The sequence below is a fragment of the Enterococcus hermanniensis genome, from assembly GCF_001885945.1.
Taxonomy (GTDB): domain Bacteria; phylum Bacillota; class Bacilli; order Lactobacillales; family Enterococcaceae; genus Enterococcus_A; species Enterococcus_A hermanniensis.
The window spans coordinates 146,933-162,448 of record NZ_JXKQ01000001.1; the positions used below are offsets into that span (position 1 = coordinate 146,933).

A 15,516-nucleotide genomic window follows, 5' to 3' on the forward strand; every position below is an offset into this window, starting at 1 on the left:
CGGCACAATCTTGGCGTCTTCGGACGTTTCGAAAAGAATGTGTGCGGTGGCATTTTTTTATACTAAAAAACAAAAAAAGTTGGAACAAAGTATTACTACTTTTGTTCCAGCTTCTTTTTTATCTTAAAATATCGATCAAATCTTTTTTAGCAGCTTCGGAAGCCGGCATCACAGAAAAGAGCAAGCCAATACCACTTGAAACACCGACCGCCAAACAAACGGTGAATAAATCCACTGAAACATGGATATTCATCACACTACCAATCGCATAGGCGACCAATATTCCTAATAAATAACCAATGATCCCGCCGACTAATGTCAGCGTCATTCCTTCTAAAAGGAACTGTAGGCGAATGGCGCCTCTAGTTGCTCCTAAAGCTCGTCGAATCCCGATCTCTTTTGTACGTTCGGAGACAGAAATATACATCATATTCATCACACCAACACCTGCAATAAATAAAGAAATCCCGGCCACAGCACTAATGAAGAGCGTGATACTACTCAAAACATTACTGATTCCGTCCGTCATCATGGCCATATTAGAGACTTGGTATTCCCCTTGCTGGCGCATCGCTCCGTTTGCTTTTAACTTATTGATAGCTTTTTCAGCAATTTTATTTAACTTACTGCCATCAGCTAAAGTCAATACTACGGATCCGGTATTTTTTTCGTTACCAAAAAAGTGTGTATAAGTCTGTCGAGGAATTTGGACCTTCGTGGCACCCACCGAAAACATGGATTCTTCTGCACCAGCCGGAAAAACGCCTACGATTGTAAAGACTGCTTGATCCATTTCGAATCCACGGCCCACGGCTTCACTTGCTGTTCCAAAAAGCTCTTTCGCCAATGAAGCATCTAGCGTTACCACTTTATTTTGAGTTTGATTATCAAAAGCTGTTAGCCCCCGACCATAACTGACTGCTTTTCCCTTTTTAGTAACTACTCCGATACGAGTACTTTTAGTTTTTTCTTTTACCGGGATATCTTTATACAGATAAGTCAAATCAGTTTTAGGATACGAGACTTTTTCTACCCCATCGATCGTTTTCAATAAACTAAAATCAGAACTTTGGATCATATCAAGATTTGATTCATACAAGTTATTGTTGTTAGGTACAAAATCGATATTGACTTCTAACTTATCCGATTCCTCCGAAGTAAGGCTTTTAATTGTATCCCGTTCAAATCCACGACCAATCGATAAAATCGCAATCACAGCTGCGATCCCAATAATGATCCCAAACATTGTTAGGGCGCTTCTTTTTTTATTTTTAAAAATTGAGCCTAAAGAAGAACGCCAATTCACATAAAATTTCATGCTTCGATCACCGTCCGATCTTCAATGATTGCCCCGTCTCTGATTTGAACCAGTCGCGTACAATAAGGAACAACTTCTGGATCATGTGTCACTAAAAAAATCGTGACTTGATCTTGACGATTCAATTCTTTGAACAATTCCATGATGTCGTTGGAAGTGTGTGTGTCCAGTGCTCCTGTGGGTTCGTCTGCAATGATGAACTTTGGCTGATTGATCAACGCTCGGGCAATCGCTACACGTTGTTGCTGACCACCAGAAAGCTGACGTGGGTGTTTTTCTGCTTTGTCTGCTAGGCCCACTTTGGCTAATACTGCCATTACTTTTTCTTTGGTTTGATGAAAACTATAACCATTATATAGCAACGGTAACTCAACATTTTCGTAGACGGTATAATTCTCGATCAAACTAAAGTTTTGGAAAACAAAACCGACTGTTTGATTACGAATTTTTGATAATCGATCATCGGTTGTCGTGATAAGGTTTTCTCCTTCAAAGAGATATTCTCCTTCAAATTTCGTATCGATAAAACCTAACGTATTAATCAGTGTTGATTTCCCACTTCCCGATGGACCCATGATCGCAATCATCTCACCAGCATCGGCAGATAGATTAATGTCTTTCAATACATGCAAGACCTCTTCATCATTCCGATAATATTTATTGATCTGTTTTAATTCGATCATTTAATCCACCGCCAATTCCTGACCATCGTGTAACGTCTTATCAGGATTTGAGATTACCTTGTCTCCTTCTTTAAGACCTTCTTTTAAAATCATGTAACTTCCTTGATTCTCGGTTTTGATTGTCGCTTCATGAACTTTGCCTTTACGATAAACAAAAACATATTCTGTGTCACCAGAAGTTCGAATCGCTTTTTTAGGAATGCGTATCTCATCTAATGGTAGAACCACTTGAACATTGTACCCGTAATGCAACGTTTCGGTTGGTTTAATACTGAAACTATAATTTGAAATCGAAGAAGCAGCCGTGGTTGCTGCTGCATTCCCTGTTGTTTGGCTGGCTTGATCCGGTAATTGATTGACATGAGTGATCGTTCCTGCGATTTCTTGGTTCGTTGTCACGGGCTTGATCGTTACCGAAGCATCCTGTTTTACTTGAGGATAATCATATTCAGAAGCTGTTGCTTCAACTGTGACCTCATTGCTGACTACTTTTACGACTGGAACAGTCACATCATTCTTACCTTTTTGATCGACATACGCAATTCCTTTTGTCGTACTGGTCACGACGGAACTCACTTTATTTCGGACAGTATCCACACTTTGGTTGGCTGAATTCAATTCAACATTGGCACTTTCTAATCCTTGTCGAGCTTGAACGACAGCATCTTTTGCACTGTCTAATGCCGTTTCATACTGATCTTTTTCTTGTTTGTATTGCTCTTTTTTAGCTGCATCTTCTTCCGTATTTTCGTTTATATTATTATAGTTATTGATAGATGTATTTAATTGTTGCTGAACTCTTGCCTGTTTATCTTGGGCAATCGCCAACATTTCTTGGGCATTCGTCACTGCTAAATTTAATTTATCTAAATTACTACTTTGCTCTTCAGCTTGAGTCTCATACTCCGGATTGGTATAGCTCAATAAAGTCGCCCCTTCGGCAACTTCTTGTCCATCCTCCACGTTGATTGTTGAAATTTTCCCCAATGTTTGATCCAGATAGTAATCCTGGGTATGAGTAGCCTGAACGATACCATTAAATATCAACGGATCGGTTTTCTTTAACGTAACGGTTTGAAATTTATTTTCGGCTGTTTTACTTGGTTTCATTTGTTGAAAGATAATAATTCCAATTACTAGCACAAACGCAATAATTCCACCAATAATACTCCAGCGAATTTTTTGTTTTCTCGTCATTTTTTTCATTTAAGCTACCTCTGGTTCTGCTTTGAATAAATGCACAATCACGAGTACTGCCGGAATCAAAAAAATTACTTGAAAAATCAGCGTGACGATCATCATGACCAATGAAACATTCGCTCCTTCAACTTGCATCGTCGGCTGCATTAATTGATTGATTAGCAACCCGATTAACCCCCAAATGATATAGGCATAATAAGGGATCTTCGTTGGGATACTTTCATCAGCTAATTTTTTATTGGCTTTAAAATAATAAACCAATAATCCAATTGAGATAGCTAACGAAACAATCGAGAAAACTTTTGTGAATGGACTATTTAGATAGTCGAACATCTCTTGCCCATAGTCGCCTAACATTTTGTAATCACTAAGTTTCGGATTCAATGATTTAGGTAATCCGATGATTCCGGTAATCGTTGAGAGTATTCCTAAAATAATCAAAACCATATTCCATGTCTTTGCCTTTTTTAAATGCTTTTCCATTTACTCACTCCTAAATAATTTTATTCAATGAAAATAAACTCCAACCCTAAAGTAATTTCATTAAATTAGTCCAAGTATACTCAAATTCAATTATTTTTTAAAGTAAAAATGAAAAAATAAAATACTTTTAATCGTCATTATTTTTAAATTGTTTGTAAACTAAATAAAAAAAGCATTTTAAACTCTTAAAAATAACTATTTTAATTATTTAAAACAAAAAAAGCTATGACATGCTCGTCATAACTTTCTTCTCAAATTCAACTTTTAACCAATAGTTTTTCACTTTTTAAATGTTCTAATTTTTTCTTGTAGTAGGCTACTTCATCTTCTGAAGAATAAATGTAATGTCCAGGGCCAATTTCTCGCAATGTCCGCGTTTTGCCATCATGTGGTTCGGTTTGATACCTGATGCGGCGACGCTGACGTTCATGGTCTGGATCAGGCATCGGAATTGCTGATAGCAAGCTTTCAGTATAAGGATGAACACCAAAGTGATAGATTTCTTCACTATCTCCGACTTCTAACAAGTGACCATTATTCATAACACCGATCCGATCACTGATATGTTTTACCATCGATAAATCATGGGCGATAAATAAATAAGTCAAGTTTTGTTCTTTTTGTAAATCTTGAAGCAAATTCACGACTTGGGCTTGGATCGATACATCCAAAGCCGAAATCGGTTCATCACAAATAATAAAACGTGGGCGAACCGCTAATGCGCGAGCAATTCCGATCCGTTGACGTTGCCCCCCTGAAAATTCATGGGGATAGCGCGTGCCATGACTAGGATTCAAACCGACTGTTTCGAGCAATTCATTGACAATTTTATCACGCTCTTTCGGCGTACTCGCCAACTTATTGACATCGATCCCTTCAGCGATAATATCTTTTACTTTCATTCGAGGATTCAAAGAGGCATATGGATCTTGAAAAATCATTTGAACATCCCGGCGGAATTTGGTCAAATCGTTTTTTCCATGAATCTTCGTAACATCTTCACCATCAAATAAGATCTCACCGTCTGTCGGCTGATTCAAGCGAATAATCGAACGACCAGTCGTTGATTTCCCACTACCTGATTCACCAACTAGTCCAAACGTTTCCCCTTCATTGATATAAAAACTCACATCATTGACTGCTCGAACTTCGTTTTTTGTACCAGTATTAAAATACTGTTTTAAATTATTGACTTCTAATAATCGTTTCTCCATGTATAGTTCCCCCGTTTTTCTTCACTTGGTTTAAGCGGAATATTGATTTTGCTTTTTGCGAAAAATATCCCAGCGTCTTTGAATCTCAAGCGGAGGCGTTACTTTTGGCGCTTGTGGTGCTAGTAACCAAGTCGCTGCTTTATGTGTCGCTGAAAGTTCAAAGAACGGCGGTTCCATCTCGGCGTCAATTTTCAGAGCAAATTCATTTCGAGGATAAAAGGCATCACCTTTAGGTGGATCCAATAGATCAGGTGGTGAACCAGGAATCGCATAAAGGCGATCATTTTCACTATCTAATGTCGGCATTGAACCTAATAATCCCCAAGTATATGGATGCTGTGGGTTATAAAAAATTTCTTCAGCTGTACCAACTTCAATGATTCTGCCGGCATACATAACTGCTACCCGATCAGCCACATTCGCTACTACTCCAAGATCATGGGTAATAAAGATGATCGACGTTTCGATTTTTTCTTGGATTTCTTTTAGTAATTCCAAAATCTGTGCTTGAATCGTTACGTCCAAAGCCGTAGTTGGTTCATCTGCAATCAAAATCTCAGGATTACAGATCAATGCGATCGCGATAACGATCCGTTGACGTTGGCCACCAGAAAATTGATGGGGATAATTTTTAAGACGTTTTTCAGCATCGGGAATCCCCACTAGGTTCAGTAAATCTAATGCAGCTTTCATGCCTTCTTTTTTTGAAACTTTTTTGTGTTTACGTAGTGATTCTGCGACTTGCTTTCCGATCGTCATAGTTGGATCTAACGATGTCATTGGATCTTGAAAAATCATTGCGATCTCGCGACCACGAATTTTTTGCATTTCTTTTTCTGTTTTATCAACGATACTCTCACCTTTAAAGAGGATCTCACCTTCGTCGATATTGGCATTACTTGATAACAATCGCATGATCGTTCTGGTCGTAACAGATTTCCCACTACCCGATTCACCTACGATTGCCAGTGTTTCACCCTTATTCAAATCGAAGTCCACACCACGAATTGCTCGCACTTTTCCGGCATAGGTATCGAATGAAATATTTAAATTTTTCACTTCTAAAATTTTTTCCATAAATTCTTCACTCTTTCATTTTCGGATCGAATGCGTCGCGTAGACCATCGGCTAATAAATTGAAGCAGATCATGATCAATGAGATCGTCACTGCAGGAATCCATAATAAGTATGGTAAGTACAAGAACGTTTTGTATCCATCATTTAGTAACGTACCTAGTGAAGCGGCCGGCGGTGTCAAACCTAAACCAATGAAACTCAAGAACGCTTCGAAGAAAATTGCTGTCGGAATACTAAACATCATTTGAATAATAATGACACTTGAGATATTTGGAATGATATGTTTCAGTGAAATTTTCCATTTAGATTCACCCAGAGTCATACCTGCTAAAACATATTCCTGATCTTTTAGCTTCAGCGTCTGGGCTCGGACAATTCGGGCCATTGGTATCCAGTTCGTAATAGCCATCGCTGCAACGATCGAGAAGATCCCTGGTTCAAAAACGACCAGCATCAAAATCATTACGACTAAGTTCGGAATACCCGAAAGAATTTCTAAGAAACGTTGCATCGCGTTATCGACTCTACCACCAAGCATGCCGGAAATTAATCCATACGCAACACCCAGCGTGATATCAAACAGTGCTGCGATAAATGCGATCAATAAAGAAATACGCGTCCCCATGAACAAGCGACTCAATACATCACGCCCTAAACCATCGGTTCCTAACAAGTAATTTACACTGCTCGGTACATCTGCTTGCGCATATTTATCGACTAATTCACCAGCAACCATCGTTTTCCCGTTTAAACCATTGATATTCAAACCTGGAACTCGTGGCGGTAAGTTAATGTAATCCACATTTTGTTTCGTTGGATCTTGCGGAGAAACAAAGATCGTTACAATTGAAATCACGATAATGACTGCTAAAACGATCATTGAGATGACTGCCGCTTTATTCTTTTTTAGGCGACGCCAAGAATCTTGTAAAAAATTCAGCGAAGGTGCAGCGATCTCCTCACGCTCTTCTTCGGTGTTTTTTTGTAAGGGTTGAAATTCATCAGCGGGAATATCAACGATTGAAGGATATTTTATTTCCATTAACTCTTACTCCCTTCTGACAGACGGATCCGAGGATCCACAAAACCATAAAGCAAATCGACCACCAAAATCACGAAGACTAACATGAATGAATACAAAATCGTAACAGCCATGATTGTTGGATAGTCATTAGTCATGATTGACTTAACAAATTGTTCCCCAATACCTGGGATGGCAAAAATATTTTCGACTACTAACGAACCAGTCATTAAAGCCACGGCCAATGGTCCTAATAGTGTCATCAAAGGGATCAAACTGTTACGCAAGCCATGTTTAAAGGCAATTTCCCAACGACTCAATCCTTTAGCACGTGCCAATTCGACGTAGTCACTGTGCAAGACTTCCACCATCTCGGTTCGAATGAAACGAGCTGAATCGGCCAGCGGTGACATCGCTAAGGCGAGGGTTGGTAAAATCGTATAGGCAAAACCTTCCCATTTCGCAATTGGTAATACACGTAATTTCATAGCAAAGATATATTGAAGTAATACGGCGAAAACAAAGTTAGGAATTGAGCGTCCTAAGATCGCAACCAATGTTGCTAACGTATCTGCCCATGAATTTTGTTTCATCGCAGAGATCGTTCCTAAAACGATACCGACAAACGTCCCGAAGACGATAGCCTGTAACCCTAGTTGTAATGACGGTCCGATACGTCCTGCTAATAAAGAAGCAACTTCTTGGTTCTTAAATTGGAACGAAATCCCAAAGTTTCCTTGTACAAGGTTTGTTAGATAGACCCAGTACTGAACGATGATTGGTTTATCTAGGCCAACTTGTTTATTTAACATAGCGACTGTTTCAGGACTCAACCGTTCTTGGTTGGTATAAGGTGTTCCTGGTAATAATTGCATCAAGAAAAAGGTGATCGTTGCAATCAACCATAATGTCACTAGCATGAAAAAGACACGCTTTAAAAAATATTTTAAATAACTGCCCATGAGGTGCCTCCTAATTCGTTTCAACGAATTCATCGATGGATTCGCTGTTGCGTTCTTAAATTTTGACTTCTACTTTTGATATGGTTTACAGTAGGAGTACGTTGTAAGTAAATCGTTTTATCTAAAAAGCTTTTAACTAGCCTTTGATTATTGGAGTGTATGTATGAAAAATAAATTATTTCCCATTGGGATCGGTGGTGGCTTACTTTTGATCACGATCATCTTTTCGATCATCCAAAAGTCATTGACACTACTCACCTTATCAAACCGTTTATTTCTGATAGGACTGCCTTTTTTGATTGTCGGAATCTTGCTTTGGATTTTTTCTTCAGGCTTCTTTGATCATTTTCAGCGGTCAATGCATCAAACATTTAGCAGAAAACAAAAGAAAAAATCAGAATTTCAGTCCCTCTCTACAGTTGGACAAGGACGCTATTCTTTTTGGTTAATGATTGCAGCTATTTTGATTGGTTCATCAATTGTTTGTGCTTTATTAACAATGATTTAAAAGGAAGTTGGAACGATTTTCGTTCCAACTTCTTTTTATTTGTCATTGTTTTTCTTTTAGTTGGTTGAACTAGTTGAAAACTATTTATTTTTCAACATATGTCCATTTGTAATCCCATGAAGCGCCGGCAGGATGGTGAACGATGCCTTTGACTTTTTCATTGATCAAATGAGCTTCAGATAATTGGTACAATGGTGCTACACCAGATTCATCTGAGATAATTTTATTTGCCTCTTGTAGATCTTTCCAACGAGCATTTTCATCACTAGCATCTTTATTCGCTGAATCTTCTACCGCAGCATCGTATTCTTTATTGCTCCAACGACCTCGGTTATAAGAATTACCCGTTACGAATAAATCAGTGAAGCTTGAAGGATCGGCATAGTCAGCTCCCCAACCGCCAAGTAAGACATCAAAGTCGCCAGCATTTGAACGGTCTAAACGAACAGAGAATGGTACGGGTGTTGGTTTAACCGTTACACCTGGTAACGTTTCTTCCAACGCACTTTGCATATATTCAATCACTTTTTTCGAAGAATCAGTATCAGAAGCCATCAGTTCAAATGATAATGAATCGATGTTCAATTCTTTTTTAGCTTTTTCCCAATACTCTTTGGCTTTCTTCTTATCGTATGGTGCTAAATTGCCTGCTTCTTTTGCAAAATCTTCATCTGTTTCTGGGTTTTTAGACATACCCGATGGTACTAGACCAGTTGAAACGACTGAGCCATCACCTAATACTTGATTTACAAGCGATTTACGGTTGATTGCATACGAAATTGCTTTACGCAAGTTCTCGTTTTTAAATGGTGAATCTGCATCCCTTTGGTTGTACTCTAAGTAACTTGTACGAGCTTCTTTGAATGATTTGTAAGTTGATTCATTCGCATTTTGTTGTGCTAGTTCACCAGATAGAATGATGTCATCTGCCTCGCCATCTTTAAATAAGTTCAAAGCAGTAGAAGATTCTTTTACAACATTGACTTTGATAGAAGATAATTTCACGTCATCTTTATCCCAATAGTCATCATTTTTCTTGTATTCCCATTCCGTATCTGTACCAGGGCCATCAAAACCTTCTAAAGTAAATGGACCATTGTAAACTGCTTTATCACTCTTCGTTGCGTAATCTTTTCCATTTGCTTCGACCACTTTTTGATTTTGTGGGAAGAATGATGGGAATGCTAATAGATAATCAAAATATGGCGTTGCTTTAGCTAATGTAATTTCTAGTTCATAATCACCAACTGCTTTGATGCCTAACTCGTCAGGTGATTTTTTACCTGCAGTGATATCTGCAGCATTTTCAACTGATTCAAAAAGGTACGCGTATTCTGAGGCTGTTTCAGGTTTGACTGTTCGTTGCCAACCATAAACATAATCTTTTGCTGTTACAGGATCGCCATTCGACCATTTTGCATCCTCTCTTAGTTTCACCGTGTAAGTCTTGCCATCATCACTTACTTTGACTTTTTCACTTGCACCGGCTGGTTGAGGTTTGTTGTCCTTATCTAAACGGTAGATTCCTTCATATACGTTGTTCAAAGCAGAAAAACTAATTGTATCTGTGGCAACAGATAAATCGGCCGTTGGCATTTCTTGTGAAACGACTAAATTGAATGTGCCGTTATCAGATGCCTTACCACTTGATGAACTACTACTGTCTGTAGATGAACTACTTCCTCCATAACACCCCGCCAAAACGAGTCCGCAAATTGCGACAATACCATAAGCTAATTTGTTCCTCATATCCTTTTCCCCTTTTGATCAAATGATCTAAAATTTTTGATTCAATTTTCAGAATAATTACGTTCTTCTGAATATGAACAATAGTTTAATCATTTATTTTTAATTAATCAAGTAATAAACTCCAAAAATTCTAATTTTATTCTTTTTTATCAAAAATTTCCTAATAATCCTTGCTAAATCAACAAATTTGTCAAAAAATTTTTTAACTTGAAAAACTAAAACGCTTTTTTTGGTTAAAAAGGACATTTTTCTTCATTTTAAGCATTTTTATAACATATCAATGGTAATTGAATAATCACAAAAAATTCATAAAAAGCGCTTTATAGAACGTATATTTATAAGTAATCTAATAAATTTAAATAAATAAGCTGGTTTTTAATCTCATTTATTTTTCATAAACATATTGACATCTCACATTCTTTTCTATAAGATAATAAAAAATAATTACAAAAAATTCTGACAATAATGGGTGGTTGCTATGAAAAAATCAATACCGACATATAACGCAACTTTATTATTATGCTAGGGACTTATTGAAAAATTTTTCAATAAGCCCCTATTCGCATTGCATCGGAGAAGAAAGAGGTTCTTCTTCGGTGGAATGCTTTTTTTGTACCCATTTTTGTCATTAGGAGGAAGAAAATGAGAAAAATACAGTTTTTTGATACCACACTAAGAGATGGAGAACAAACTCCCGGTGTTAATTTCAACACGAAAGAAAAAGTCCAAATTGCTCTTCAATTAGAAAAATGGGGCATCAATGTGATCGAAGCAGGTTTCCCAATCGCCTCCCCTGGTGATTTTGATGCCGTAAAAGCCATTGCCGACAATGTAAAAAAGATGACCGTGACTGGCTTGGCTCGCTGTCAAAAAAAAGATATTGATCGTGTCTATGAAGCCTTAAAAAATGCAGTCGATCCACAGATCCATATCTTTCTGGCAACTAGTGACGTCCATATGAAGTACAAACTAAAAATGACCCCTGATGAAGTCTTAGCTTCGATCAAAGAGCACGTCACTTATGCGCATAACTACTTTGAAAAAGTTCAATTTTCACCCGAAGATGCTTCGCGAACGAAAAAAGACTTCCTATTAGAATCAGTCCAAACAGCTATTGATGCCGGAGCTACGATCATCAATATCCCAGATACAGTCGGCTATTCTAACCCAACAGAATATGGCGCCCTATTCAAATTTTTGATTGAAAATATTCAAAGCGAGCAAGAAATCATCTTCTCCTCTCATTGTCACGATGACCTAGGTATGGCGACTGCCAATGCTCTTGCAGCAATTGAAAATGGTGCCAATCGAGTAGAAGGCGCCGTCAATGGGATCGGGGAACGTGCAGGTAACACCGCATTGGAAGAAGTCGCTCTAGCACTCGCGATTCGAAAAGATTTTTATGCGTGTCAAACAACGATCGTCTTAAATGAAACCAAACGAACCAGTGACCTCGTTTCACGACTTTCTGGGATCACTGTTCCTAAAAATAAAGCTGTCATCGGTGATAATGCCTACGCTCATGAATCTGGAATCCATCAAGATGGCGTATTGAAAAATCCAGAAACCTACGAGATCATCACTCCGACAATGGTTGGCGTTGCCCAAAATTCGCTACCGCTAGGAAAATTGTCCGGTCGACATGCCTTCAGTTCCAAACTTGAAGAATTGGGTTATCAACTATCCGAGAGTGAAAGTAAAGAAGCCTTCAAACGTTTCAAAATTTTAGCCGATAAGAAAAAACACATTACTGATAACGATTTGATTGCTCTAATCGCTGATCAACACCGTGAAGAAATCGAAAAGTATCGCCTATCCGATGTGCAAGTCCAATATAGTTCCAACGGGTATCAAGGGGCGATCATCTCGATCATCGATGACAACAATCAAACAAAAGTAGCTTCTAAAATTGGTGCCGGCAGTATCCAAGCAATCTACAACGCGATCGATGAAGTGTTTCATCAACACCCGACATTGACCGATTATGAGATCCAAGCATTAACTGGCGGTGAAGACGCCCAAGCAGAAGTACGAGTCACCTTGTGCAATGAACAAACTAAACAAGAATTTCGCGGAATCGGCGTGGATTTTGATGTTTTACACGCCTCGGCAAAAGCATATGTCCAAGCTAGCAATCATTTTGCACAAGCACATTAACTTTTTAAGTTAATGAAAAACATCCAACTAATTTGTTGATCCAAAGATAGGAGTCCTTTTGATATGAAGAAAAAAATTATTGTTCTAGCTGGAGATGGCATTGGTCCTGAAATTATGGAAAGCGGGTTACGCGTCTTAAGTGCAGTCGAACCCCAATGTACTCATGAATTTGAGATCCAAAAATATCCCTTTGGTGGGGCTGGGATTGATGCAGCCGGATCCCCGCTTCCTATTGAAACATTAGCAGCTTGCCAACAAGCAGACGCGATTCTTTTAGGCGCGATTGGTGGTCCTAAATGGGACAAAGAAATCGATACACCTGAAAAAGGATTATTAGCTTTACGTAAAACGCTGAAGCTATTCGCTAATATCCGGCCGGTAGCTGTTTCTGCTACTTTAGCTCCTCGATCACCTTTAAAACCGGAAATAATTGCAGGAACCGATCTGGTGATCGTTCGTGAGTTAAGCAGTGGAATTTATTTTGGTGAACCTAGAGAATTGACTGCGACGATGGCCTATGACACAGCACGCTATCAAAAAAATGAGATCGAACAAATTCTCCATACAGCATTTAAAATCGCTCAAGGTCGAAGAAAACAAGTCACCTCGGTTGATAAAGCCAACGTTTTAGCTTCAAGTAAACTATGGCGAGCAACGGCTGAAGAAGTATCCAAAGCCTATCCCGATTGTCAGCTAAATCATCAATACGTCGATTCGGCTGCGATGAAATTGATCCAAAGACCGACGGATTTTGATGTGATCGTAACAGATAATCTATTCGGAGATATTTTGAGCGACGAAGCTTCCGTTTTACCAGGAACATTGGGCGTATTACCAAGTGCTAGCCATAGCAGCGACGGTCCTTCGCTCTATGAACCGATCCACGGTTCGGCTCCAGACATCGCCGGACAAGGACTTGCCAATCCAATGTCGATGATTTTATCTATAGCCATGATGCTGCGCCAATCTTTTGCAGAAGAGCACGCAGCACAACTGATCGAAAAAGCTTGTGACCAAGTTTTAGCTCAAGGCATTGCAACGAGCGATCTAGGTGGGACTGCTAGCACGACGGAATTTACCGCAGCAGTCATCCAAATGTGTCAAATGATTTCAGCTACGACCACAATAATTTAGAATTTAAAGCAAAGGAGTAACGAACATGGGAAAAACACTATTTGATAAACTTTGGCAACGACACGTCGTTTATGGCGAAGAAGGTGCTCCGCAATTACTTTATATCGATCTACAATTGATCCACGAGGTCACTTCCCCACAAGCTTTTGCAGGCTTACGTGCAGCAGGAAGAAAATTACGTCATCCTGAACGAACATTTGCGACGATGGATCATAACGTTCCGACTGTTGATATCTTCAATTTTTCTGATTTGGTAGCAAAAAAACAAATCGATACATTAAAAGAAAATTGTCGTGAGTTTGGTGTTCAACTTTGCACTAATGGTAGTGATCGGCAAGGCATCGTCCATATGGTTGGTCCAGAGACTGGCTTGACCCAACCTGGAAAAACGATCGTTTGCGGTGATTCTCATACTGCAACACACGGCGCATTTGGTGCTTTAGCTTTTGGTATTGGCACTAGTGAAGTGGAGCATGTCTTTGCGACACAGACGCTTTGGCAAAACAAGCCGCAAAATATGGGGATCAAAATCACAGGGAAACTTCCTAGAGGGGTCTATGCAAAAGATATCATTTTAGCGTTAATTGCTAAATACGGCACAGATTTTGGCGTAGGATATGGAGCAGAATTTTACGGCGAAGCGATTGAAAACTTATCGATGGAAGAACGAATGACGATCTGTAATATGGCGATCGAAGGTGGGGCAAAAATTGGTTTGATCGCTCCTGATAAAAAAACCTTTGCTTATGTTGCCGGACGTGAGTTTGCACCAAAAGATCTACAAGCTGCGATCGCTGATTGGCAAGAACTTTATACGGATGATGATGCGATATATGATAAAGAATTGACGTTGGATGTAACTGAGTTGGTTCCTTTCGTGACTTGGGGTACCAACCCCGAAATGGGCGTACCTTTTAATAGCCACTTTCCAGCAGTCACGTCACCAGATATCCAAAAAGCTTATGATTACATGGGACTAAAACCCGGCCAGACCCCTGCTGATATTCCGGTAGGTTATGTTTTTATCGGCTCTTGCACTAACGGCAGACTTTCGGATCTACAAGAAGCCGCCAAAATCATTGCCGGAAAAAAAGTACACGAAAAAGTTACCGCCATCGTCGTCCCTGGCTCCCGACCTGTCCGCAAAGCCGCTGAAAAAATTGGCCTGGATAAAGTTTTTAAGGCGGCTGGTTTTGAATGGCGCGAACCTGGTTGCTCTATGTGTCTAGGGATGAATCCTGATCGTGTACCTGAAGGAGTTCACTGTGCCTCTACTTCCAATCGTAATTTCCAAGGGCGCCAAGGTAAAAATGCCCGTACCCATCTTTGTAGTCCCGTGATGGCTGCTTTAGCTGCCATTAATGGTAATTTTGTTGACAGTCGCAAGGAGGTTTTCTAATGGAAAAATTTATTCGTTACACTGGTAAAACTGTGCCATTGATGAATGACAATATCGACACTGATCAAATCATTCCCAAAGGATTTTTAAAACAAGTCGACAAAGCTGGTTTTGGAAAACATTTATTTGATGAGTGGCGTTTTTTAGCCGATGGCTCAGCTAATCCCACATTTATTTTGAACGCACCCGATCGAAAAGAAGCAACGATTTTGATTGCGGGTGAGAACTTTGGTTCTGGTTCATCGCGTGAGCATGCCGCTTGGGCATTACAAGACTATGGTTTTCATGCAGTGATTGCAGGTAGTTACAGTGACATCTTTTATATGAATGCGTTAAAAAATGGATTACTTCCTATTAAATTGAATCATGATGCGCGCAGTGTTTTAAGTCAGCTACCAGCAGCTGAAGCCATCACGATCGATTTGCCAAATCAAGAGATCCAAACATCAGAAGCTCGTTACGCATTTCAAATCGATCCAACTTGGAAAGAAAAATTAATCAATGGTTCGGATGATATCAGTATCACTTTACAATATGAAGATAAAATCAAGGCTTATGAATCATCAATGCCTCCTTATAGGTAAAACAAAAAGCTAGCAAAACGATTACTC

At 39.2% G+C, this 15,516-nt stretch carries 14 protein-coding genes; 5 read left to right on the forward strand and 9 right to left on the reverse strand.

All coding sequences use genetic code 11. From position 1 onward, the window contains the following. Positions 1-118 precede the first annotated feature (118 nt). From RV04_RS00750 to opp3b, 8 genes are all read right to left on the reverse strand, one after another. A complete protein-coding gene (locus RV04_RS00750; RefSeq protein ID WP_071856566.1) occupies positions 119-1,318 on the reverse strand; it encodes an ABC transporter permease in 1,200 nt (399 codons plus the stop codon). Next, a complete protein-coding gene (locus RV04_RS00755; RefSeq protein WP_071856567.1) occupies positions 1,315-2,001 on the reverse strand; it encodes an ABC transporter ATP-binding protein in 687 nt (228 codons plus the stop codon). Before RV04_RS00755 ends, RV04_RS00750 begins: the two co-directional genes overlap by 4 nt. Then, a complete protein-coding gene (locus RV04_RS00760; protein WP_071856568.1) occupies positions 2,002-3,207 on the reverse strand; it encodes an efflux RND transporter periplasmic adaptor subunit in 1,206 nt (401 codons plus the stop codon). Then, positions 3,208-3,684 (reverse strand): hypothetical protein, encoded by a 477-nt coding sequence (locus tag RV04_RS00765; protein WP_071856569.1) that lies wholly within the window; start codon positions 3,682-3,684, stop codon positions 3,208-3,210. A 257-nt stretch (positions 3,685-3,941) separates the two neighbouring features. After that, the gene (locus tag RV04_RS00770) at positions 3,942-4,898 is read right to left on the reverse strand and encodes an ABC transporter ATP-binding protein (protein WP_071856570.1); all 957 of its coding nucleotides are present in this window, start codon (positions 4,896-4,898) and stop codon (positions 3,942-3,944) included. Between the two features lie 30 nt (positions 4,899-4,928). Continuing rightward, entirely contained in the window at positions 4,929-5,975 is a 1,047-nt protein-coding gene (locus RV04_RS00775; RefSeq protein ID WP_071856571.1) for an ABC transporter ATP-binding protein, read from the reverse strand. Positions 5,976-5,982: 7 nt separating this feature from the next. Further along, complete coding sequence (gene opp3C / locus RV04_RS00780) at positions 5,983-7,017, reverse strand: oligopeptide ABC transporter permease (protein WP_071856572.1); 1,035 nt, start codon at positions 7,015-7,017, stop codon at positions 5,983-5,985. Continuing rightward, positions 7,017-7,958, reverse strand: coding sequence for an oligopeptide ABC transporter permease (gene opp3b, locus RV04_RS00785; RefSeq protein WP_071856573.1), 942 nt, complete (start codon positions 7,956-7,958; stop codon positions 7,017-7,019). Before opp3b ends, opp3C begins: the two co-directional genes overlap by 1 nt. A 163-nt stretch (positions 7,959-8,121) precedes the next feature. On the opposite strand from opp3b, the gene RV04_RS00790 reads away from it, so the two are divergent. After that, positions 8,122-8,466: a DUF3899 domain-containing protein gene (locus tag RV04_RS00790; RefSeq protein ID WP_071856574.1), complete on the forward strand. Its 345-nt coding sequence runs from the start codon at positions 8,122-8,124 to the stop codon at positions 8,464-8,466. A gap of 84 nt (positions 8,467-8,550) precedes the next feature. On the opposite strand, the gene RV04_RS00795 is transcribed toward RV04_RS00790, so the two are convergent. After that, the gene (locus tag RV04_RS00795; protein WP_071856575.1) at positions 8,551-10,215 is read right to left on the reverse strand and encodes a peptide ABC transporter substrate-binding protein; all 1,665 of its coding nucleotides are present in this window, start codon (positions 10,213-10,215) and stop codon (positions 8,551-8,553) included. Positions 10,216-10,857: 642 nt separating this feature from the next. Here RV04_RS00795 and RV04_RS00800 point away from each other — a divergent pair. From RV04_RS00800 to leuD, 4 genes are all read left to right on the forward strand, one after another. After that, entirely contained in the window at positions 10,858-12,372 is a 1,515-nt protein-coding gene (locus tag RV04_RS00800; protein WP_071856576.1) for a 2-isopropylmalate synthase, read from the forward strand. Positions 12,373-12,435: 63 nt separating this feature from the next. Further along, positions 12,436-13,506, forward strand: coding sequence for a 3-isopropylmalate dehydrogenase (gene leuB / locus RV04_RS00805; protein ID WP_071856577.1), 1,071 nt, complete (start codon positions 12,436-12,438; stop codon positions 13,504-13,506). A gap of 25 nt (positions 13,507-13,531) precedes the next feature. Further along, positions 13,532-14,905: a 3-isopropylmalate dehydratase large subunit gene (gene leuC, locus RV04_RS00810; RefSeq protein ID WP_071856578.1), complete on the forward strand. Its 1,374-nt coding sequence runs from the start codon at positions 13,532-13,534 to the stop codon at positions 14,903-14,905. Beyond that, positions 14,905-15,489: a 3-isopropylmalate dehydratase small subunit gene (leuD, locus tag RV04_RS00815; RefSeq protein ID WP_071856579.1), complete on the forward strand. Its 585-nt coding sequence runs from the start codon at positions 14,905-14,907 to the stop codon at positions 15,487-15,489. The genes leuC and leuD overlap by 1 nt, the downstream gene beginning before the upstream one ends. Positions 15,490-15,516: the final 27 nt, after the last annotated feature.

Bases quoted from the DNA above. Each gene is read 5' to 3' on its own strand.
- leuC (WP_071856578.1), top strand. From the start codon at position 13,532: ATGGGAAAAACACTATTTGATAAACTTTGGCAACGACACGTCGTTTAT.
- RV04_RS00795 (WP_071856575.1), bottom strand. From the start codon at position 10,215: ATGAGGAACAAATTAGCTTATGGTATTGTCGCAATTTGCGGACTCGTT.
- opp3C (WP_071856572.1), bottom strand. From the start codon at position 7,017: ATGGAAATAAAATATCCTTCAATCGTTGATATTCCCGCTGATGAATTT.
- RV04_RS00765 (WP_071856569.1), bottom strand. From the start codon at position 3,684: ATGGAAAAGCATTTAAAAAAGGCAAAGACATGGAATATGGTTTTGATT.
- RV04_RS00760 (WP_071856568.1), bottom strand. From the start codon at position 3,207: ATGAAAAAAATGACGAGAAAACAAAAAATTCGCTGGAGTATTATTGGT.
- RV04_RS00800 (WP_071856576.1), top strand. From the start codon at position 10,858: ATGAGAAAAATACAGTTTTTTGATACCACACTAAGAGATGGAGAACAA.
- RV04_RS00790 (WP_071856574.1), top strand. From the start codon at position 8,122: ATGAAAAATAAATTATTTCCCATTGGGATCGGTGGTGGCTTACTTTTG.
- leuB (WP_071856577.1), top strand. From the start codon at position 12,436: ATGAAGAAAAAAATTATTGTTCTAGCTGGAGATGGCATTGGTCCTGAA.
- opp3b (WP_071856573.1), bottom strand. From the start codon at position 7,958: ATGGGCAGTTATTTAAAATATTTTTTAAAGCGTGTCTTTTTCATGCTA.
- RV04_RS00775 (WP_071856571.1), bottom strand. From the start codon at position 5,975: ATGGAAAAAATTTTAGAAGTGAAAAATTTAAATATTTCATTCGATACC.
- RV04_RS00750 (WP_071856566.1), bottom strand. From the start codon at position 1,318: ATGAAATTTTATGTGAATTGGCGTTCTTCTTTAGGCTCAATTTTTAAA.
- RV04_RS00770 (WP_071856570.1), bottom strand. From the start codon at position 4,898: ATGGAGAAACGATTATTAGAAGTCAATAATTTAAAACAGTATTTTAAT.
- leuD (WP_071856579.1), top strand. From the start codon at position 14,905: ATGGAAAAATTTATTCGTTACACTGGTAAAACTGTGCCATTGATGAAT.
- RV04_RS00755 (WP_071856567.1), bottom strand. From the start codon at position 2,001: ATGATCGAATTAAAACAGATCAATAAATATTATCGGAATGATGAAGAG.